Here is a 19453-nt window from a genome sequence, read left to right as displayed (position 1 = left end):
GTCACTGGTGCAGATATCATCCACTAATGACCGCAGCATATATATATTTCACGGGTAAATTCCCCCAAATAAAAAAGGACCGGCATTTCTGCCAGTCCCTTTTTGTTGGATATAAATTATGTATTACCCGGCTACCACTTTCACGCGTTTGCTGCAGCTTTCTCTTTTAATGAGTGTAGCAGGCAGCACTACCTGGTTTAGCTGGTGATTATTATCATTGAGTTCGTTCATGAGCACCTGGATCAGATTCCGGGCGATATCATGGATGGGTTGTGCCACACAGGTGATACTTGGTGTGTGAAGCCGGAAAAGATCGTGATCGTCAAAACTAACAAGCGCAATGTCCTCTCCTATTGTCATGCCCAATTGTTTTACGCTTTCGATGCCATAAACGCCGAGATAGTTGGTGGCGAAGAAAATGGCATCCAGGTCAGGGATGGTTTTGATAAAATCCGAGATCTGGTCCACGGCCTGTTCCCGGGTACCGGAAAAAGGGATCTTTTTGAGCATTTTCCGGGGGAAGCTGGCCTGGTGTACTTTCATGGCAGCGGTGAATCCGTTGAGCCGTTCCTTCATCTGGATCTGCTCAGAGGTGGTGGTCACCAGCGCTATTTTACTATATCCGAGCTTCAGGAGATATTCCGCCACATCGTACCCGCCCTGGAAATTGTCTACCATTACATAATTGGTAGGGATCTGGGGAAGATAACGGTCCATCAGCACCATGGGCTTCCGGGCATTCTTGAGCATTTCTATTTCCTTATCCAGGTTGGGCGTGGGCGTAATGATATATCCATCTACCTGGCGGTATTCCAATACTTCCAGGAGGCCTTTGGCTTTGGCGAGATTGTCTTCCGTGCTGCCGTACAGTACCTTATAACCGAATTTATCTGCTTCTTCCTCCACAATCTTGGCCACATTGGCAAAGAAGTTGTTGGCGATGTCCTCCACGATAAGGCCGATGGTTTTGGTTTTGCCGGTACGCAGGCCTCTTGCGAGCTGGTTGGGCTTATACTTCAGTTTTGCAGCCAGTTTCAGGATCTTTTTGCTCACCTGCTCACTGATCCGCTTTTCCTTAGCTTTGCCATTGAGGACGAAGGAAACCGTTGTAGGGGATACCCCTGCCTGTTTTGCAATATCTTTGATTGATATACCTTTCATGTGAGTTTATAGGTCGTGCTTAATCGATTTAGCACAGACAAGGTACGGAAAAAAACATAAAACCAAAAAGAATTTGGCCCCTGGATAACCCCCAGATGGGGCTTTTGCTGGAAAAAACCCTTCCCGGGGAGCCCGGGACTGCCAGCCGGAAAAAAAGTTTACAATATTCTGAAGATATTAGGGCAGACTAGTATTTTTTTAACTTAAATTTAATAATTTGGCAAAATAGAATTTAAAATGACAGAATTCTGCTGTCAGCTTTTTCATAGGACTAAAACAATCAAGGAAGCAATATGAAACCCATTCTAATAAAAGTGGGAGCCTTTGCCGACAACCAGATCACTATAATTGAACGTTGTGATCCGCATTTTAATACACCTTTCCATTTTCATCCCGAATGCGAACTGGTGTATGTTACCGAGAGTCATGGTAAGCGGATTGTGGGGGACAGCATTGAAAGCTTTGACGTAGGAGATATGGTATTCCTCGGGCCTAATATTCCACATGTGTGGTATAATGACGAGGGTTATCATAAAAATGACGAATCGCTGAAGGCACGCTCCGTGGTGATCTATTTCCCTAAAGACATCTTTGGCGACAAATTTTATGGTTTACCGGAAACCAAGGCCCTTACCGACCTTTTTCATCGTGCCCAACGTGGGATGAAGATCATTGGCAATACGCAGGATGTTTTGCGTAATGAGATATTGTCTCTTCCTAAAAAAGAGGGGCTGGAGCGGATCATTGCTTTGCTGCAGATCCTGAAAACCCTGTCTGAAACCAAGGATTGTTATTACCTGGCCAGTACGGGATATTCACATGCTTATAATGTAAAGGATAATCATAAGATAGATGAGGTGTTCAAATACGTGATGAACAACTTCTCCAAGGAGATCTCCCTGCAGGATGTTGCGAGTATCACTAATCTGTCGCCGCAGTCTTTCTGCCGTTTTTTCAAGAACAGAACGAAGAAGTCTTTTGTACAGTTCCTGAATGAAGTGAGGATTGGGCATGCCTGCAAGCGGTTGACGGAGGAGGATTGGTCTATTGCTGAGATTGCGTATTCGTGTGGATTTAAGAACCTCTCGAACTTTAACCGGTTCTTTAAGGAGATAGTGGGCAAAACGCCGAAGGAGTATAAGAATGAATTGCGGTTAAAGGAGAATTAGCATTTATCAACCAAAGATAGAAGGCGTAGCATGGAGAATGCTGCGCTTTTTTTTCTCCCGCCGCTCCCAATAAGCATAAAAAAAATTCGACCGAAAAAACTGGACCGTTGCTTATCAGAGGCAAGAGGGATCAGTTTTCGGTCGATTTTTTTTTATACTTATTTTCGCTGGAGGGGTTGCGCGGGGATTGTCGTGCAGCGGAGGGCGGAGGATTTTGTTTTTTTTGGGGAAGGGGAATTATTGTTACCGGTAGCTGGTAACTGGTGTAGAAAAAGATGTTTCTTCTCTATTAAAAAATAGCGAACAAGCCGTTGAAGTGAGTGACACAACGGCGGCTGAGTAATGAACAAAAAGCTGGTCACATGAAAATTATCCCTGCACTTAAATAAATAAAGCCGGCCCAAAAGGGCCGGCCGTTCATTGTTAGATGAGCTATGTCTATTTATTGTTTATGGCTTGTCCCACCAGAGACGGGTTCCCCCGTTGTCCGGGCCACCTAGTAAAGTAACTGCTCTTTCCACACCTTTCGCGTTAGTGGCATATTCTGTGGTTACAAAATTGATCCGGCGAACGAATGTGGCAGTGGGGATCTTTCCTCCACTGTTGTTCACTACAACCGGGAACAATTTAGGATAACCGGTACGGCGGAATTCCGTCCATGCCTCCTGCCCTTCCGGGAACATCGCGATCCATTTTTGGGTGATGATGCGCTCCAGTTTCCTGGCTGCACCATCTCCTTCTTCCCAACGAATAGTAACCGTGCTGAGATAAGGATCTCCGGCAGGTACATTGTTCGCTGCGTTCTTCAGATCTGTATACGGCGCGGCCTTGCTGGTATTATCTGCCAGGTAAGCTGTAGCCTGGCCGGCAATGCCATATTGTTCAAACGAAGTTTTTACACCGTTCTCATAATTGGTTGCAGCTGATCCTGCACCTGCCCAGCCATTCAATGCAGCTTCTGCTTTCAGGAACCATACTTCCGCAGCAGTCATTAACTGCATCCTGGAAGGGAAAGTGGCCAGCCTGGAATAATCTTCATACATCTTTGAAGGCAATGCAATACCTGTTCTTACACCTTTGTAACCGTCAGGTTTAGCCGCAGCGGTTTTGAAGTATAATTTGATACGGGGATCGTTGTAACCTGTGAGGATAGATTCCATGGGCGCCCCCATCCTGATATCGTTCCAGCTATCGCTGAAAGCGTTGTAGGGATGTTCTACAGGTGCAATATTGATGCGGGCATCATCAAGCGGTACAGTCATCAGGCCTACAGGGTTGGCCAGTGCGGCTTCACCTTCCTGTTTTGCTTTTACAGGATCTACCTTTGCAATGCGGATAGCCAAACGGAGACGCAGGGAATTCGCAAATTTGATCCATGGTTTGTAAGAACCATCGTATGTGAGATCAAAGCGGGCAAAAGGTTTCAGCGGATCGTTCGCCAGTGGCGTTAAAGTAGTGATAGCTGAATTGAGGTCTGCAAAAAATGCATAGTAGGCATCTTTCTGAGAGTCATAATCGATGCTTTTATCGGGATTGATCACACCATATTTGGTATAGATGATCGGGCCGTATACATCGCTGATGCGGTGCATGGTAGCCACTTTCAGGATCTGCAGCCAGGCTTTGAAATCATTGAACTCCGTACCTGCCAGTTTTGTGATACGCGTGGCGATGGGCATTACAGCGATGTTTGGTGCATCTATATAAGAACCGTAAGCACATCCCCACATCACCTGGTTCCAGCCATCTGTGAGGTTATAGGTAGAATTATTGTTACCGAAGTTTCCAAAAGGACCGGGCACACCCATATAGCCGGAGAAAATATCTCCCTGCAGGTTCTGTTGCACCTGCATTACCCAACCTGGTTGTACGGCGAAAATATTGAACTGTATCTGGCGGAATGGTTCACCGACTAGTCTGAAATCTGCTTTCAGTTCGTCTTTACTCATTCCGTAGGGATTTGTATTGATACGCTCGAAATCTTTTGTACAGGCACTGAGCAATATGCTACTCAGCCCTGCTATGGCCAGACTCCGGGTAAGTTTGTATTTAAACGTTCTCATCATTGTAAGTTTTTTGTTGTCAATACTTCTCTTATAATCCTACTTTCAGGCTTGCTCCGAAACTGCGTGTGGCAGGCTGGCCAAAAACATCTATACCCTGCAGGCTGTTGTTACCGCCAGCACTTACTTCAGGATCAAATGGCGCATCGTTCTTGAAGAAGAACAGGTTGCGGCCTATCACACCGATCTGGAGGTTACGGATGTATTTGGATTTAACCGGTATCTTATAACTCACTGCCAATTCACGTAAACGGATATTGGTAGCATCGTACATGTAAAAATCGCCCACGCCTGCACGTCCGCCAACGGACTGATAGAATTTCTTGGCGTCCAGTTTGCCGGTGAATGGTTTACCATCCTGCGTTACAGCATTCAGGCTTACGCCACCATTGTCCCTTGCCTGTGCAGAAGCTTCACTCACGCCATAACCATCGAGGATGGCTTGCGTCATACTCATTACTTTACCACCAAAGCGGCCATCGATCAGGAAGCTGAGGGAGAATTGCTTGTAATCAAAGGTGTTGTTCCAACCCAGGTTGAATTTGGGATTGGGATTACCGATCACATAAAAGTTAGCATTTGCGTTTGCAGGGATACTATCAGAAAGCCCGTCTCCGGTTGCGTTCAGGATGTAAGCACCTTGTGCATTCCTGCGAAGTGCACGGTTGGTGTAAATATCACCCCAAGAACCGCCTTCCTGGATAAAGGAACCATACATATTGGAACCAAACTGTGTGAGCTGAAAACGGCTGGAAGCATCTGCGCCTGCAATGTTATCGTCAGACAATTTGATGATGGTATTCTTATTGGCAGAGAAGTTGATGTTGGAAGTCCAGCTGAAAGCTTTTGTTCTGACAGGTACAACTGTTAACATACCTTCTATACCCTGGTTCTGGATATTACCCATGTTCACGTAGTACACCTGGTAATCACTACCAGATGGTGCCTGGATCTCCATGTACTGTTTGAAGTTGTTGTTCTTGTACCAGGTAAGGTCCAGTGAAAGTTTGTCGTTGAACAAACGAACTTCCAGGCCTGCTTCAATGGAGCGGTTATCTTCCGGTTCCAGGAAGGTGCCGGGATAAGGTGCGCGGATATTGGTGTTCAGCTCATGACGGCCACCTACGATCTGCATATTAAAATCTGCGGGGCGGGAGAAGTAAGGTTGTACTTCATTACCTACCCTGGCGTAAGAGAACCTTACTTTCGCAAAGTTGATCACCTCCGGCAGTTTCGCCATTTCGCTTAATACAGCGGTTACACCTGCAGAGTAATAAAAGTATCCTCCTTTATCTTTCGGTGTAAAAGCCAGTGTGCTGGACCAGTCGTTACGGCCGGTCACATCCAGGAAAAGGTAGTCATTCAATCCGAGTTGTACGTTGGCAAACAGTGCTTGTGTTTGTTTACGGTCCACGCCCTGGATCTGTGTTAAAGCTAATGGATCGATATTGGTTAACTGGAATTTGTTGGCGTAAACAAGACCTGGATTGGAACTCCAGTTCACATCGGAGAGTATCCTGTCGCGCGCTTTCAGGTCGGTAATGCTGGAACCCAGGTTACCGCTGATGCTCAGGTGATCACTGAGTTTTTTATTGGCAGAGAGGATCAGGTCGCCATACAACTGGGTGTTGAATTCTCTTTCAAAAGTATAGCGGCCATTGGTGGGTGCGAGTGTGGCTTGCGTGCTGGCATGAGCTTTCATCTCGTACTCATCGTAACTCTTATCAAAGCTACCGCGGGCCTGTACGCTTAACCAATCCAGCAGTTGATATTTGAGGGAGAGGGAAGCCATACCACGATTACGCATTTCTGTACGCTGGTTCCTGTTCAGAATCCAGTAAGGGTTCTGCTGGTCAGCATCACCGGCCCATCCTTTTTCGTTGTTGATGTTCCACCAGTCCTGCAGGGGCATGTTCCTGCTCTTGTCGAAATATTCGTATGTTTTGTATTTATCGAAATCAATACCGCGTGGCAATAAGTACAAACCGGTGAGCGGGTTGAAATAAAGGCCTACGCCTGGCCTGTTCTTTGCATTTTGTGCGAGGAAAGTGATGTTCGCATCAACCGTTAACTTATCGTTGAGCAGCTTCAGTGTTTCGCGGAAATTGAAGGTATGCCTGTTGAGTTTAGCGGTAGGAATGATGCCTTTGCTGCTGGTATTGGAGTAGGAGAAATAAGACTGGGCAATTTCGTTACCGCCGCTGAGTGCAATACTATTGGTATAAGTTGAACCTGTGTTGAAAAAATCTTTTGCGTGTTCTTTTACGTTGGAAACTTTAGGACCCCAGCTCTGGTTATCACCAGCTCCTGAGCCTCCGGGCGTTTGACCGTACCTGTATTGCAGATCAGGTAATAAGAAGGGAGATTCGAAAGTAGCGTCTGAAGAAAAGTCGATTTTGGTTCTTCCTGCGCGGCCTTTTTTGGTGGTGATGATGATCACACCATTTGCGGCCTGGCTTCCATATAATGCAGCTGCGGAAGCTCCTTTCAGGATATTGATGGTTTCAATATCGTCCGGATTGATGTTGGAGATACCGTCTCCCCCATCACGACCGGCACCACTCTGGATATCAGATGACTGGCCGAATGAGTTGGCGGGTTGGGAAGGAGAAAAGTTAGCCAATGGCACCCCGTCTATGATATACAGGGGTTGATTTTCGCGGGTGGATTTGTTACCGCGCATGATCACGCGGGCGGTTCCACCAAGACCTGAGGCACTGCGGCCAATTGTTACACCGGCAGCTTTACCAGCCAGGCTATTGATCACGTTCACATCTTTCACGCGGGAAAGATCTTCGTTATTCAATTGTTGGGTAGAGTAAGTGAGTTCTTTGGATTTACGCTGAATACCCAAAGCCGTTACAACAAATTCACTGAGGGAACGGCTGTTCTCTTCCAGTACTACGTCATATACATCACCACTGCCAACAGCTACTTCCTGACTGGTAAACCCCAAAAAACGGAATACCAGGATGTCGCCGGGGTTGGCGGTTAATACAAAATTACCGTTGGCCTGAGTTTGGGTGCCCCTGTTGGTGTTTTTGATCACAACCGTTACGCCGGGAAGGCCGGCACCTTTCGCGTCCTTTACGGTACCGCGGATCTCTTTTTCAGCTAAATTGCCACCGTTCATCAGGGTAACGGTAGTTAACGAACCGTTATGTTGTTCCTGATTTACTATGATTTTACTGTTTTTTCTCGTAAATTTCAGTCCGGTTTGTTCCGCGAGCAGTGCCAGCACCTCATCAATGGGTTGCTTCACACAGTTCAGGTTAATCTTCTTTTTGAGATTCAGATCGGATTTGTCGTAATGGAAACTGAGCCCTGTTTTCGAGGAAATTTCAGTAAACACCTCTTCCATGTTCTTATTCCTGACCTGGATGGTGAGACTGACGTTTTTAGTATCCTGCGACTCGGCATTAGCACTGGCGGTGTAAGGAGCCGCCAGTGTAACGGCCAACGCAAGAGTCACTAGTGATAGAAGGCGTAAGCATTTTTTCATACATCTAGTTTTTGCATTTAAGGAAAATTGTGTCGTTCTTGATCGTGTAGTTTATGTTTTTGGTTAAGCAAATGGTTTCTATAATTTCCTGCAGATTCTCATCTTTAAAGAAGCCCGTGTAATTCCACTCTTTCTCTTCACATTCATTGATCACGGTTACGTTGTACCTGTTCTCTATTTCGTTCACCAGTTCATCATAGCTGGCATCTTTGAACACAAGGAATCCGTGTTTCCATCCTACGATATCGTCTTCTTTCTCAAAGGTGGTTTTGGCCATGCTAAGTGATACTTTGTCGTAGCTTAAACGCTCGCTGGGGTTCAATATCACTGGTTCTTCACTCGTTGCATGGTCTATTTTTACTTTACCGGTGAGCAATGCTACCGTGATCTTTTTCTCGCGTGAGTAAGCTCTGATGTTGAAGGAAGTACCTAATGCCGTGGTGGCAATATCCCCGCTGTGTACCACAAAAGGATGTGCAGGATCTTCGGCTACTTTGAAGAAGGCCTCTCCTTCATCCAGGTAAATGCTGCGGGTTTTGCCGGAGAATTTTTCAGGATAACGCACCCTGGAGGAGGAGTTGACGATGATGGTGGAACCATCTGCCAGTACAACCTTTTCTGTGGAGCCCTTGGTGGTAGAGACTTCTACGTAGCCATTCCTAATCACTTTATTTGCTTTTACCACAGCAGATTGTACGGCTGGATGGAGTGGGTTTACAGGATGACTGGCAGGCATAGATCTGTATAATAAAGTAAATGCTATCACACCTGTGATCATGGCAGCAGCGCCGGTATAGATCCAGGGGCGCCAGTTCCTTTGGCGGACGGGCATTTCCACGATCGGTGTATTGATCTGGTCGTGGATGCGCATCCTGACCTCTTCCAGTTGTTCCTTGAGGAAATCGTCTTCGATCATGGCGGACCGGTGCTGATTGATGCTCGCAAACCATTGCTCGATGATCTTGATCTCTTCGGCAGTACACTTGTTTTGTGTATACCTTTCCAGGACTTTTTTGATCTGTTCAATATCCACTGCGGTAGTTTTTAGTTGGTGATATAAAGGGAGTCGCGCGAGTGGAGGGGAAGTACCATCTGTTTTTAAAATAAATGGAGGGGTTGATTTTGAGGGCGTTGAGGGAAGGGGGGTATAGTGCTTGCCGTGCAGCAGAGGGCGGAGGTTTTTTATTTTTGGGGAAGAGGTTTCCTTACAGGGGTTGAGGAAAGGGCATAGCGCTTGCCACGCAGCAGAGGGCGGATTATTATATTTTTGAGGGACGTTTTTTTTTTAAAGGTGGCCCTTTCTTTTAGGGAAGGATTAAAGTATAGTGAGAATAGCGGCTACTACCAACAGGTCTGTCTGGGTGTAATGAGTGCGGAGGATCTTCAGGGCTTTGGTGATCTGGTTCTTCACGGTTTGTTGGGAGAGGTCCAGGCGGGAGGCGATCTGTTCTATGCTCAGGTTTTCGAAACGGCTGAGCATGAATATTTCTTTCATGCGGGCAGGAAGGCGGTTGATGGCTTCGAAGACTTCGCTGGCTTTGGCTTTGTAATCGTAGGTTTCGGAGATGTTATGTGGTTGTGCGTCAAAGTGTTCGATCAGTTGCTGGAGATATTTGCGGTAGGTACTGTCCTTGCGGTAGAGATCGATGATCTTGTGGCGTACAGACTGGTATAAGTAAGAGCGTAAAGACAAATGGATATCTAAGGTGAAACGTTTCTCCCAGAGGGTGGCAAACAGGTCCTGCAGCAGGTCTTTGCTGGTTTCTCCACGGTCTGTTTTGCTGAGGATGTAAAGGTATAATGGACGGCTGTAGCGGTCATAGATCATATTGAACGCTGCGATATCGCCATCTTTTAAAAGGGATAACAATTGCTCGTCTGAATAGCTATTGTACATAAAAAATTTCGGTTGATAAAATGCTGTTGATCCTGGTTACGCTGTTATAATATCTCTTCTTATCTGTCTTTTTCCGGTTAACTGCTGACCCAAAATAGTCATTCTCTTCTAATTTAAAACTTTTTTCCCCTCCTATTTTTTAAATATTTATTGGTGTATGAATTACACGATGCATTTTTTTTATTCCGGAAGGAATACTATATTTGATATCAAATTGATATCATTTTAAATAATCCCCTTATGGAAAAGATCATTAAGCCGATGTCTGGCTACCTCGCGTTCGTATTATCTATTCTTGTTTTCTTCCTGGGTATTTACATAATTGTATTAGCTACGGAAACACCAGGTTTGTCGTGGCTTGCCGTGATACTTTTTATCCTCTTCATCTTTATCGCCAAAGGTATCATGATCGTTAACCCTAACCACTCCCGGGTGCTTACCTTCTTTGGAGAGTATGTGGGCAGCGTTAAACAGAATGGTCTTTTATGGGTGAACCCGCTCTACCGTTCACAGAACATTTCATTGCGGGCCAATAACCTGAACGGGCAGACATTGAAGGTGAATGATAAGATGGGTAACCCGATTGAGATAGCTGCGGTGATCGTTTGGCAGGTGAAGGATACTTACAAGGCTGCCTTTGAAGTAGAGGGTTTTCATCAATATGTACAGATACAGAGTGAAGCGGCAGTTCGTCACCTGGCGGTAAGCTGTCCGTATGAACATATGGAAGGTGCTCCGGACCAGCTGACCTTAAGGGATGGTGGTGAAAAGGTGAATGATATGCTGGAAAAGGAATTGAATGAAAGGCTTTCCCCTGCGGGTATTCATGTATTGGAAGCACGCATCAGCCATCTCGCCTATTCCCCTGAAATTGCAGGTGCCATGTTACAGCGTCAGCAGGCAACAGCTATTGTTGCTGCAAGGTCTAAGATTGTGGAAGGTGCTGTGGGCATGGTGGAAATGGCATTGGAGATGTTGTCTCAGAAACAGATAGTTACCCTGGATGAAGAACGGAAGGCTACGATGGTGAGCAATTTATTAGTAGTATTGTGTGGTGAGAAAGGCGCTCAACCAGTTCTGAACACCGGATCCTTATATCAATAAAAATGGCTGCGAAGGAAAAAAAATCTTTTGTGTTAAGAATTGACGGCGCCATGTACGATGCGCTGGAACGTTGGGCTGCGGATGAGTTCAGAAGTGTGAACGGCCAGATGGAATGGATCATTTCCAAAGCGCTGAGAGATGCAGGGAGGGAGAAAAAGGTGAAGGAAAAGCGGGATGATAAGAAGTGAAATTATCTTCTAATAAAAAAAAGAGGGCACCCTTGCAGGATGCCCTTTTTTTATGTATCTTAATGAGACCAAAATACCACGGGACCATGCAAAGTAAATTTACCCTGCCAGCAGCGATACTGATGTTATCGCTTTATGCCTGTACCAAACAGCACGATGACAGCAAAAAAACAATTATTGATTATGCCACTTATGGGTATGTTTCTAACTGGAAAGAAATTGAAAGTAAAACGGGAACTGCCAACTGGGTGGCCATCGCCAACGGAAACACTTTTTCCATCTTCTCTAATTCCATTGATCTCACAGTAAACCCTATCAGGGGAGAATATCTTTATAAGGGTGTTCGTTCAGGGATCAATATTGATTCATCCGGTTTTATTCAGCAAACGGATAGCTACTTCAATTTTATCTCCAGGGGGTTAAAAGATACCACTACCCTGCAGTATAAGAGCTATGGGGATTCACTGCTGGTGATCCGGAACCAGTCTACAGAGATTAAATACAGGAAAGTGCGTTAACAGTTAACAACTCTTATCTCAAATAATCCAGGGTTTTGCTTTATGCTGCCCTGGATTTTTAATTTGCTATGATTATAAAAATGATCATAACTATTATGATCAATATACCGGAGTAAGTAAATGCAGGATGCCTGAACTTCTTTGCCTGAATAGAATTCTCCTGCACGAATTTCCTGGAAAACTCAAATGATCTTTGATAACCGCATTTATTGCAGATGGAATATGCATCCTTATCTATGGGAATTACCGGAAGATAATACAGGTGGAAGTATTGCGAAGAAACTAAAATATCGGAGAACTGATGTGAGTTGCAGGAAGGGCAGTTCAATAACAGGTTCTCCGTATCAATAGGTATCTGTTTGGTTCCAAGGATAATCGGAAGCATTAGGAATAAATTTCATACAAGATAAGGAAATTATGCTTGGATCTGCATTGTACAAATATGCCGGCAATGTCATAGACCTGTACCCGCGGGTAAACAATATTACTAAAATAAGACAAGGACAGTACACAGCATCCCCTATCTTGAGCCTATGTCAAGCCTATCTAAAGTATAGGATACCTCTTCCCGGAAGGTGTATTTATTATATTTTTGGAGTAGTTTTGGTTTTCGAGATATACAGTCCTACTCTTTATATACCGACAGTGAACTGCTTGATTTGCTAAAACAAGTAATGCCACCGCGTTTGACGAGATCTACCAGTGTCATCCCGGAATATTATTATTTTTATCCGCTTCCATCAAACCAGATTGTACTGAACCCGAACTTAGTTCAAAATCCACAGTGGAAATAAAACGTAAGCATGATGATGAAACTCTTTGTACTGACAAGCATATTGATGATATCCGCCGTTTCCTTACAGGCACAAAAAAAGCCCAATATCGTTTTTATCCTTGCGGATGACCTGGGATATGGTGATCTTGGTGTATACGGACAAACAAAGATCAAAACACCAAATATAGACCGCCTCGCTAAAAAGGGCATGCGATTTACCCGCTTCTATGCAGGTACTTCTGTATGCGCGCCTTCCCGTTCTGCTTTGCTGACAGGGCAGCATACCGGGCATACTTATATCCGTGGTAATAAGGAGATTCAGCCGGAAGGGCAGGAACCTCTGGCAGATACCGTGCAGAGTTATGCTTTGCTTTTACAACAGGCAGGTTATACTACAGGAGCCTTTGGCAAATGGGGTTTAGGTATGACAGGCACTACCGGTGCGCCGGATAAAAAAGGCTTTGATGTTTTCTTTGGCTACAACTGCCAGCGGCAATCACATCGTTATTATCCTACACATCTCTGGAGCAATAATGAGAAAGTACCGCTGACCGGCAATGATCTTACACAAAAGAATATCTACGCACCCACATTGATACAGGAAAAAACGCTGGCCTTTATTGAGGATAACAAGAATAAACCTTTCTTCCTCTTTGTTCCCAGTGTATTGCCGCATGCAGAACTCTCAGGGCCGGAAGATCAGTATTACAAACAGTACGAAAACAGTTTTGAGGAAACTCCACATAAAGGCAATGATTACGGACCGAAAGCATTGGTACCAGGTTATGCATCTGTTGTCAAACCACGTGCTACTTATGCAGCTATGGTATCCCGTTTAGATGCTTATGTAGGGCAGATACTGGATAAACTGGAAGCGCTCGGTTTAGCCGGCAATACGATCGTTATTTTCAGCAGTGACAACGGTTCACATCAGGAAGGCGGTGCAGATCCTGTATTCTTCAACAGTTCCGGTGGCCTGCGTGGTAACAAACGGGACCTGTATGAAGGAGGTATCAAAACACCTTTCATTGTAAAATGGCCGGGGAAAGTAAAAGCAGGGAGCGAAAGTAATTTCATCGGGGCCTTCTGGGACCTGATGCCTACGTTTGTGGAGATTGCAGGTGCACCGGCTCCTAAATATACAGATGGTGTTTCCTTTCTCCCTACCCTACTGGGGAAAGGTAAACAGGCACAGCATACTTACCTCTACTGGGAGTTTCATGAAAGCGGCGGGCGACAGGCTTTGCGGATGGGGAACTGGAAGGGTGTGAAGTACAATGTGAAAGATAGCAATGCGCAGCTGGAGTTATATGATCTGAGTAAAGACCCAAAAGAGCAGCATGATATTGCGGCAGCGCATCCTGCGGTACTGAAGCAGATGAATGATTATATTAAGGCAGCGCATACGGAGAGTACGGTGTTTCCTTTGATAAAATAGCTAGCAGAAACCTTGCCGCGCAGCAGAGGACAACGTTATTTTTTTTACAAAGTAAGTTTTGATAAGTAGTTGTAAGAATGGCCCGATCGGGCCATTCTTTATTTTTTGCCTTCAATCAATCTATACACAAACTCCAACTGCGTATCCACCCCTGTTAAGAGATCCTGAAAGGTATAGGATACCTCATGATCTGGCATTGTACCCCTGCCCTTTTCCCTGGGTTCATCCACTGCATTACGGTAGTATACAAGCGGGATATTCAAACGCATTTTGGTTACAGGTAAAGTAAGGCCAACAAATTCGGCTCCATTTCCTCCTGTATAATTCCCTCCTGTTTCTTCTCCGATAAATGTTCCTACTTTAAGATGATGGGCTACTGCGGTAAACTCTGCTGTGGCAGAACCTGTAGCGCCATTGGTAACAAAGTAAACATTTCCCTTGTATGCATTCGGCTTGGGTTGCAGGATGGCTAAAGTGGGATTGGCCTGTTCTGTTACGAGGAAGGTACTATCTGGTTGCGGTATTAAGAGTTTTCCTTTTGCAAGTTCTTTCAGTTCTTCTTTGGATATGCCGGACTTTTCGAGGAAGGGGGAATTGTTGGTGATGGTGTGCATGCTTTTATAATACTGCACCGGTTGATGAATGAGCCAGCTCAGTAATTCCTGGCCCTGGGAATCATATCCGCCGGCATTATTCCGGAGGTCTATTACCAGGTGCCGGATCTGCTGCTTATTCGCTTTAGTGATACATTCATTCATGAATTCTCCCAGTTTCTGATCCGCTTCTTTGCTTGTTTTCCCTCCAAAAAACGCACGTAGCTGAATTGTTGCGATACCTTTTCTCTTATTGATGCGAAAATTCCTGGCATCAAATTTCACCTTAGGTTCTTTACGGATGCCTTCCATGATCTGTTTATTTACCGGGTTCGCCCGCATGTTTTTTTCTGCTTCTGCTACACTTACTGAAGGGAGGGTCACCTTTTTTACCTGGCCTTGCTGGTTACGGTATTCAATGTTAAAGGAATCTGCCTGGGAGATGAAGGCATTGTAATAATAGGAAAACAGGAGGTTATGGATCTGCCGGTATTTCAGGGTTTCATTAAAGCCATCCGCAAAAAGATGGCTGAAAATTTCATTCACTATATCCATGATCGGCCGGCCATCTATTTTTAACAGTACTGCTCCGGGACTGATCTCCTCATTCCTGGAACGGTTAATGATCAGGATAGGTTCTCCTCCTATGAAAAAAATCTGGAATGGGAAATAGAACCGGGCAGTACGAAGCGTATCCGCCCAGTTGGATTTAGGGATAATAACGGTATGGGCACAACGAATACTGGAAATAAGGCCGGACATTACCTTGTAAAAGTCCCTGAGGCTCATGCTGTCTTTGAGCTGTGCATAGGTGACGGCGAGGGTACTGTCGAACTGCTGTTTTGTCTGGTACCTGAATAATCCGGGATGTGTTTCCCTTAATGCTTTCTCTGCGTAACTGAGGTCTTTTTGCAAATCTGCCTTGCTGTATTGTGCGATAGCTCCCGTCAGCGGGTAAAAAAATAAACAAAGGAGTAAGATGCGCTTCATGTTTTTTTTGAACAAAGGTCATCAGAAATGGTATTTTTTTCTCCGTGAGCAATGCTCAAATCCAGCGATGAGTAGTATTTTTCAGGTAGGCAGAGGGCACCATACCTGTCTGTTGTTTGAAAATCCGCTGGAAGGTAGCCTGTGAACTGAAGCCACATTCCTTTGCGATCCCAGCGATAGTGAGCTGTGAGGTATCCTCTTCCCGGACCCTGCTTTTAAATGCTTCTATCCGGTAGGTGTTGATATACTCGTTAAAGCTTTTGTGCAGGTGTTGATTGAGTACAGCGGAAATGGTTTTCTGCGGAAGCCCGGTATGTTGCATCAACATGGAAAGATTAAGTTCCGGGTTTAAATAGAGTTTGTCTGTTTCCATGGCACTGGTTAATAGGGCAATTGCTTCCTGAACGGTTTGCTCCGGTAAGATGGCAGGCTTTGCAGCCGCCTGTTTTCCTTTTCGTGATTGCAGGAAACCATTGAACCCCATCCAATAGATCAGTATCACCAGCGGAATAAATACAGGGAACCAGGGGATGTTGTTCCACCAGGCTGGTTGGATGATATAAGGAATAAGGTAGGCCAGCCAGATCAGCTGGAATATTAAAAACCCACTCAGGAAATGTTTGAGCCACCTGATGTCTTTCTTCATTCGCCAGGCATAAAACAAATAACTAGTGATGGACATCCAGCGTGGAATATCCGCATAATGATTCCACCCGTCCATGAAGTATCCCCAGGGGCCCGGACCGCTCCTGACCAGTCCGCTGAAGAAACCAATAATAAAGATCCAGGCAGTGAGGTAAGGAACAAGGTCTATGATCACAGGAGCAAAATGCCAGCGTTGCTTTCTGCTGATCCTGAATTGTGGGTCTGCATATGCCCTGGTGTAAAACAGGATCAGGGGGCCGAAGGACATGGGGAGGACAAGGGGAATAAGATCGGCCAGTAAACGTGCGAGGGGATTAGCCTGTACCCATTGATCTTCGTAGAGATATTGACTAAGGCAATTGAGGGTTACCAGCAGCATAAGCCATCCGAAAATGCGGGTATGCAAATGACGTGGGCCGGTGAAGAACAAAAGGCCGGAGATGATGAACCCCTGGATTGTTCCCAATAGTAGTATGTTATGCAGGAATAACATAAAACTAAAGATAGTATATTTAATGTATGAGCATACCGGAACAAGACAAACAACGCATCCTCCAGGATATTGAGCAACATGGCTGCCACCTCATTCTGATAGAAGCTGATAACTATCTGCCGGCATTTGTATATTCAATTGGTCTTTACCAGAAATTCGGGCACCCGGAAATAATTTGTTTCGGTATGGAAATAAATTTAATGGCATCGCTTATTAATGAGGCCTGTGCAATGATCCAAAATGGGGAAAAGCTGGAAGTAAACAAGGCCTATCCTGATTTCCTGGAAGGCTATCCTATCCAGTTCCTGCAGGTTGATAAGGATTTTTACCAGAATTACCTGGGTTATGGTGGCAGATTCTACGGGTCATTTGATTTCCCCGCCCTTCAACTTGTCTGGCCGGATAAAGGAAGCAACTTTCCCTGGAATGAAAACTTTAACCCCAACTGGAAATTCAAACAACCATTGCTGGACAGGAATACAGACTTCAAATTTTATGAAGAAAGAAACCTGGGTGTTTTTACAACAAAACAAGTACTGGAAGGCGATCCCATATTATATGTTTCTCATGATAGTGATGGCGACTGGCAATTCCACGGCAGTGCAAATGCTGATCTGGAAGATGCTAAAATTATATGTATGGAAGACATCACCCGGCTTGACCCTTCCGTCAATCAGATCTATCATTTACAATACGGCTGGAATGCCTGGCGGCAGGATATAAATTCCGACTGGGAATATGAGGAAGGTGAAGAGGAAGAAGAGGAGGAAACGGAATAATCTGTTACCAGATCACTCAGGAACTACGTGGAACCTAATAGCCTGTTACCATGCCAAGGTCAACTGCAGGCTGCCGGAAACAGAATAACTGGTCCTTCAGGCCGCTCCTGTTACCATGCCAACGTCAACTGCAGGCTGCCGGAAACAGAATAACTGGTCCTTCAGGCCGCTCCTGTTACCATGCCAACGTCACCCAGGGACTCCGCGGATCCGTCAACAACAACTCCATATTCTTTCTGAACACTTCAAATTCATCTTCATCCACACCGTTCCATACACAACGTGCAAACTGGTAGGATATAGAGAGATGTTTCCAGGAAACGTATACTCTTTTGATAGCGGGCACTACTTCCATGATGTGTTCCAGGGCTTGTTCCCGTGTGAAATAGCCTGCATCGAATCCTCCCCTGCTGAGGTTAATGATCCGGGCATAGTCCCATATGAGCATTTCGGGTTGGGCAACAGGGTCTATGAGTGCTTTTTCTCTGAAGAGTTCCAGCGCATCGCGGGTGTTGCGCATATGTTCCATTACGGTTTGTTCCTCCAGTTTATTGGCGATCACATGCTCCCGCAAGAAGGCTTTGCTTTCTTTTACAGATACGGTATTAAGGGCCTGCCAGATCAGATCGTATTCCATGCGGTGGCCGCTTTCTTTCAACCATGCGATCATTTCTTCTAACTCTTCTGTACTATCTATATCCCACCATTCGGAGAGCAATTGACGGCAGGTTTGTTTGCCGAGCCCGGTAGTGAGGTCGTTCAGGAATTGTTCATTTGTGAAAGCTACATCGGCACCGCAGCCTATTGCCCATTGTTGTTCTTTCGTTAGTTGTGTATTATCATTTAAGAGCAGTTCTGTTGGTTGATCGTCTCCTTCCGCATCTGCGTCATCTCCTGTAAAGAGCTGATTGAACTGCTGCATGTTCTGGGAGAACTGGTTTAGCTGGCCAGCCCAGTTACTGGTAAGGTCGACCTGTTTTTTATACATTTCGATGGCCTCTTCGCTCAGTCCCATGCTGCGCAGGTAATTCCAATACTGTTCCATGTTTTGCTGGTCCATAGCTGTAACTTATTAAGTAGGTGTCCATGCAAAATAGGATGTACTGTGATATAAAACTGCGTGGTTCTATTTTCGTTGGTAGTTTTCCGAAATCCGCTACGGGTTTGTTTATTTACGTGCGTGGTAGGCTTCCAGGGCGGCAGCCAACAGTCTTTTAAGTTGTGGGGAATTTATCTCTTCTTCTCCTTTTATTTCTACATACCGGGAGATCTTTCCTGTTCCCTGTAACAGCTTATCAGGATCCGGCAGACTGCTACCTCTGTTGAAGCTTAGCTTCAGGCCTTTCTTTGAAGGAATGAGCATACATATTAATTCTGCATACTTCTGGCCATAGCAATAGCCGATCATTTTCGCGGGCAGGTCTATTTGTTCCTCTATGTCCGGGAGGTTTGCAAATAATAGCTTGCGAAGTAGCAATGCATCGGAAGTTACTTTCTCATCATAAGATGATAAGAAGGTGATTATATCTTTATCACTTGCCATTATTTTGTGTGTTTTTTGCTCCCTCTAAGATAAGATATCGGAAGGCATTTTGCTGTACATTTGACCTGATAAACCCATATGCCATGCAAAAAACAGAATGGTTCAAAAGAAAATTCCCCCTGATCGAAGACAATGGAATTTTGCCTTCTATTATTGAGCGGTTGAGAGGTACGCCTGCAAGGATCGAGGAAATCACCAGGGAACTCGACCCCGCTTTACTGACTTTAAAAGAGGATGATAAATGGAGTATCAAGGAACAAATAGGGCATCTCTCCGATGTTGAGTCTTTATGGATCGGCAGGCTGGATGATCTCATCAACGGTTTAGCAGAACTAAGGGTGGCAGATCTCACCAATCAAAGAACCCATACGGCCAACCACAATGCCGCGGATATAAAAACATTGCAACAGGGGTTCAGGGAACAAAGACTAGAGTTTGTGAACAAGCTGAGCCGTCTGAAGAATGAACAATTGCATAACACCGCTTTACATCCCCGTTTAAAAACGCCTATGCGGATCATTGATCTCGCCTATTTTGTTGCGGAACATGATGATCATCACCTGGCGAGTGTCCGGGAGATCATTGCAAAATAAAA

18 protein-coding genes are annotated in these 19453 nt (G+C 45.2%); 8 read left to right on the top strand and 10 right to left on the bottom strand.

Annotated features, from left to right (window positions below; all coding sequences use genetic code 11):
* Window positions 1–123 precede the first annotated feature (123 nt).
* Window positions 124–1161: a LacI family DNA-binding transcriptional regulator gene (locus tag AAHN97_RS03080; RefSeq protein WP_343306091.1), complete on the bottom strand. Its 1038-nt coding sequence runs from the start codon at window positions 1159–1161 to the stop codon at window positions 124–126.
* 293 nt (window positions 1162–1454) lie between these two features.
* Here AAHN97_RS03080 and AAHN97_RS03075 point away from each other — a divergent pair, with 293 nt between their 5' ends.
* Complete coding sequence (locus AAHN97_RS03075) at window positions 1455–2330, top strand: AraC family transcriptional regulator (protein WP_153659951.1); 876 nt, start codon at window positions 1455–1457, stop codon at window positions 2328–2330.
* Between the two features lie 449 nt (window positions 2331–2779).
* Here the strand turns inward: AAHN97_RS03075 and AAHN97_RS03070 are convergent, their stop codons facing one another.
* The 4 genes from AAHN97_RS03070 to AAHN97_RS03055 form a co-directional block, all read right to left on the bottom strand.
* Window positions 2780–4396, bottom strand: coding sequence for a RagB/SusD family nutrient uptake outer membrane protein (locus AAHN97_RS03070; RefSeq protein WP_343306090.1), 1617 nt, complete (start codon window positions 4394–4396; stop codon window positions 2780–2782).
* A 28-nt stretch (window positions 4397–4424) separates the two neighbouring features.
* Complete coding sequence (locus AAHN97_RS03065; protein WP_343306089.1) at window positions 4425–7895, bottom strand: SusC/RagA family TonB-linked outer membrane protein; 3471 nt, start codon at window positions 7893–7895, stop codon at window positions 4425–4427.
* A gap of 4 nt (window positions 7896–7899) precedes the next feature.
* Window positions 7900–8928, bottom strand: a complete 1029-nt coding sequence (locus tag AAHN97_RS03060; RefSeq protein ID WP_343306088.1) for a FecR family protein — start codon at window positions 8926–8928, stop codon at window positions 7900–7902.
* 282 nt (window positions 8929–9210) lie between these two features.
* Window positions 9211–9792 (bottom strand): RNA polymerase sigma factor, encoded by a 582-nt coding sequence (locus AAHN97_RS03055; protein WP_343306087.1) that lies wholly within the window; start codon window positions 9790–9792, stop codon window positions 9211–9213.
* Window positions 9793–10032: 240 nt separating this feature from the next.
* Between AAHN97_RS03055 and AAHN97_RS03050 the strand changes: the two genes are divergently transcribed.
* From AAHN97_RS03050 to AAHN97_RS03040, 3 genes are all read left to right on the top strand, one after another.
* The gene (locus AAHN97_RS03050; RefSeq protein WP_343306086.1) at window positions 10033–10896 is read left to right on the top strand and encodes an SPFH domain-containing protein; all 864 of its coding nucleotides are present in this window, start codon (window positions 10033–10035) and stop codon (window positions 10894–10896) included.
* A 29-nt stretch (window positions 10897–10925) separates the two neighbouring features.
* The gene (locus tag AAHN97_RS03045; RefSeq protein WP_343306085.1) at window positions 10926–11084 is read left to right on the top strand and encodes a hypothetical protein; all 159 of its coding nucleotides are present in this window, start codon (window positions 10926–10928) and stop codon (window positions 11082–11084) included.
* Between the two features lie 86 nt (window positions 11085–11170).
* Window positions 11171–11602: a hypothetical protein gene (locus AAHN97_RS03040; protein WP_343306084.1), complete on the top strand. Its 432-nt coding sequence runs from the start codon at window positions 11171–11173 to the stop codon at window positions 11600–11602.
* Window positions 11603–11660: 58 nt separating this feature from the next.
* Here the strand turns inward: AAHN97_RS03040 and AAHN97_RS03035 are convergent, their stop codons facing one another.
* Window positions 11661–11987, bottom strand: a complete 327-nt coding sequence (locus tag AAHN97_RS03035) for a zinc-ribbon domain-containing protein (RefSeq protein WP_343306083.1) — start codon at window positions 11985–11987, stop codon at window positions 11661–11663.
* A gap of 289 nt (window positions 11988–12276) precedes the next feature.
* Here AAHN97_RS03035 and AAHN97_RS28965 point away from each other — a divergent pair, with 289 nt between their 5' ends.
* Both AAHN97_RS28965 and AAHN97_RS03030 read left to right on the top strand, forming a co-directional pair.
* Window positions 12277–12396, top strand: a complete 120-nt coding sequence (locus AAHN97_RS28965) for a RagB/SusD family nutrient uptake outer membrane protein (protein WP_430516962.1) — start codon at window positions 12277–12279, stop codon at window positions 12394–12396.
* Window positions 12397–12405: 9 nt separating this feature from the next.
* A complete protein-coding gene (locus AAHN97_RS03030) occupies window positions 12406–13815 on the top strand; it encodes an arylsulfatase (protein ID WP_343306082.1) in 1410 nt (469 codons plus the stop codon).
* A gap of 98 nt (window positions 13816–13913) precedes the next feature.
* Here the strand turns inward: AAHN97_RS03030 and AAHN97_RS03025 are convergent, their stop codons facing one another.
* Together AAHN97_RS03025 and AAHN97_RS03020 are read right to left on the bottom strand one after the other, a co-directional pair.
* The gene (locus tag AAHN97_RS03025) at window positions 13914–15398 is read right to left on the bottom strand and encodes a S41 family peptidase (protein WP_343306081.1); all 1485 of its coding nucleotides are present in this window, start codon (window positions 15396–15398) and stop codon (window positions 13914–13916) included.
* Window positions 15399–15453: 55 nt separating this feature from the next.
* Complete coding sequence (locus tag AAHN97_RS03020) at window positions 15454–16536, bottom strand: helix-turn-helix domain-containing protein (protein ID WP_343306080.1); 1083 nt, start codon at window positions 16534–16536, stop codon at window positions 15454–15456.
* A 26-nt stretch (window positions 16537–16562) separates the two neighbouring features.
* On the opposite strand from AAHN97_RS03020, the gene AAHN97_RS03015 reads away from it, so the two are divergent.
* Window positions 16563–17315, top strand: a complete 753-nt coding sequence (locus AAHN97_RS03015; protein WP_343306079.1) for a DUF4262 domain-containing protein — start codon at window positions 16563–16565, stop codon at window positions 17313–17315.
* Window positions 17316–17490: 175 nt separating this feature from the next.
* Here the strand turns inward: AAHN97_RS03015 and AAHN97_RS03010 are convergent, their stop codons facing one another.
* On the bottom strand, window positions 17491–18375 hold the full coding sequence (locus tag AAHN97_RS03010) for a DUF1266 domain-containing protein (RefSeq protein WP_343306078.1): 885 nt from the start codon (window positions 18373–18375) through the stop codon (window positions 17491–17493).
* Window positions 18376–18483: 108 nt separating this feature from the next.
* Window positions 18484–18858: a DUF1801 domain-containing protein gene (locus AAHN97_RS03005; RefSeq protein ID WP_343306077.1), complete on the bottom strand. Its 375-nt coding sequence runs from the start codon at window positions 18856–18858 to the stop codon at window positions 18484–18486.
* Window positions 18859–18941: 83 nt separating this feature from the next.
* On the opposite strand from AAHN97_RS03005, the gene AAHN97_RS03000 reads away from it, so the two are divergent.
* Window positions 18942–19451 (top strand): DinB family protein, encoded by a 510-nt coding sequence (locus tag AAHN97_RS03000; protein ID WP_343306076.1) that lies wholly within the window; start codon window positions 18942–18944, stop codon window positions 19449–19451.
* Window positions 19452–19453: the final 2 nt, after the last annotated feature.

It is taken from the genome of Chitinophaga niabensis, from assembly GCF_039545795.1.
GTDB lineage: Bacteria > Bacteroidota > Bacteroidia > Chitinophagales > Chitinophagaceae > Chitinophaga > Chitinophaga niabensis_B.
The sequence above is the reverse complement of the archived record's forward strand: the minus strand, read 5'-3'. Positions and strand labels throughout refer to the sequence as shown.

Bases quoted from the DNA above. Each gene is read 5' to 3' on its own strand.
- AAHN97_RS03080 (WP_343306091.1), bottom strand. From the start codon at position 1,161: ATGAAAGGTATATCAATCAAAGATATTGCAAAACAGGCAGGGGTATCC.
- AAHN97_RS03075 (WP_153659951.1), top strand. From the start codon at position 1,455: ATGAAACCCATTCTAATAAAAGTGGGAGCCTTTGCCGACAACCAGATC.
- AAHN97_RS03070 (WP_343306090.1), bottom strand. From the start codon at position 4,396: ATGATGAGAACGTTTAAATACAAACTTACCCGGAGTCTGGCCATAGCA.
- AAHN97_RS03065 (WP_343306089.1), bottom strand. From the start codon at position 7,895: ATGAAAAAATGCTTACGCCTTCTATCACTAGTGACTCTTGCGTTGGCC.
- AAHN97_RS03055 (WP_343306087.1), bottom strand. From the start codon at position 9,792: ATGTACAATAGCTATTCAGACGAGCAATTGTTATCCCTTTTAAAAGAT.
- AAHN97_RS03050 (WP_343306086.1), top strand. From the start codon at position 10,033: ATGGAAAAGATCATTAAGCCGATGTCTGGCTACCTCGCGTTCGTATTA.
- AAHN97_RS03040 (WP_343306084.1), top strand. From the start codon at position 11,171: ATGCAAAGTAAATTTACCCTGCCAGCAGCGATACTGATGTTATCGCTT.
- AAHN97_RS03035 (WP_343306083.1), bottom strand. From the start codon at position 11,987: ATGCTTCCGATTATCCTTGGAACCAAACAGATACCTATTGATACGGAG.
- AAHN97_RS28965 (WP_430516962.1), top strand. From the start codon at position 12,277: ATGCCACCGCGTTTGACGAGATCTACCAGTGTCATCCCGGAATATTAT.
- AAHN97_RS03030 (WP_343306082.1), top strand. From the start codon at position 12,406: ATGATGATGAAACTCTTTGTACTGACAAGCATATTGATGATATCCGCC.
- AAHN97_RS03025 (WP_343306081.1), bottom strand. From the start codon at position 15,398: ATGAAGCGCATCTTACTCCTTTGTTTATTTTTTTACCCGCTGACGGGA.
- AAHN97_RS03020 (WP_343306080.1), bottom strand. From the start codon at position 16,536: ATGTTATTCCTGCATAACATACTACTATTGGGAACAATCCAGGGGTTC.
- AAHN97_RS03015 (WP_343306079.1), top strand. From the start codon at position 16,563: ATGAGCATACCGGAACAAGACAAACAACGCATCCTCCAGGATATTGAG.
- AAHN97_RS03010 (WP_343306078.1), bottom strand. From the start codon at position 18,375: ATGGACCAGCAAAACATGGAACAGTATTGGAATTACCTGCGCAGCATG.
- AAHN97_RS03005 (WP_343306077.1), bottom strand. From the start codon at position 18,858: ATGGCAAGTGATAAAGATATAATCACCTTCTTATCATCTTATGATGAG.
- AAHN97_RS03000 (WP_343306076.1), top strand. From the start codon at position 18,942: ATGCAAAAAACAGAATGGTTCAAAAGAAAATTCCCCCTGATCGAAGAC.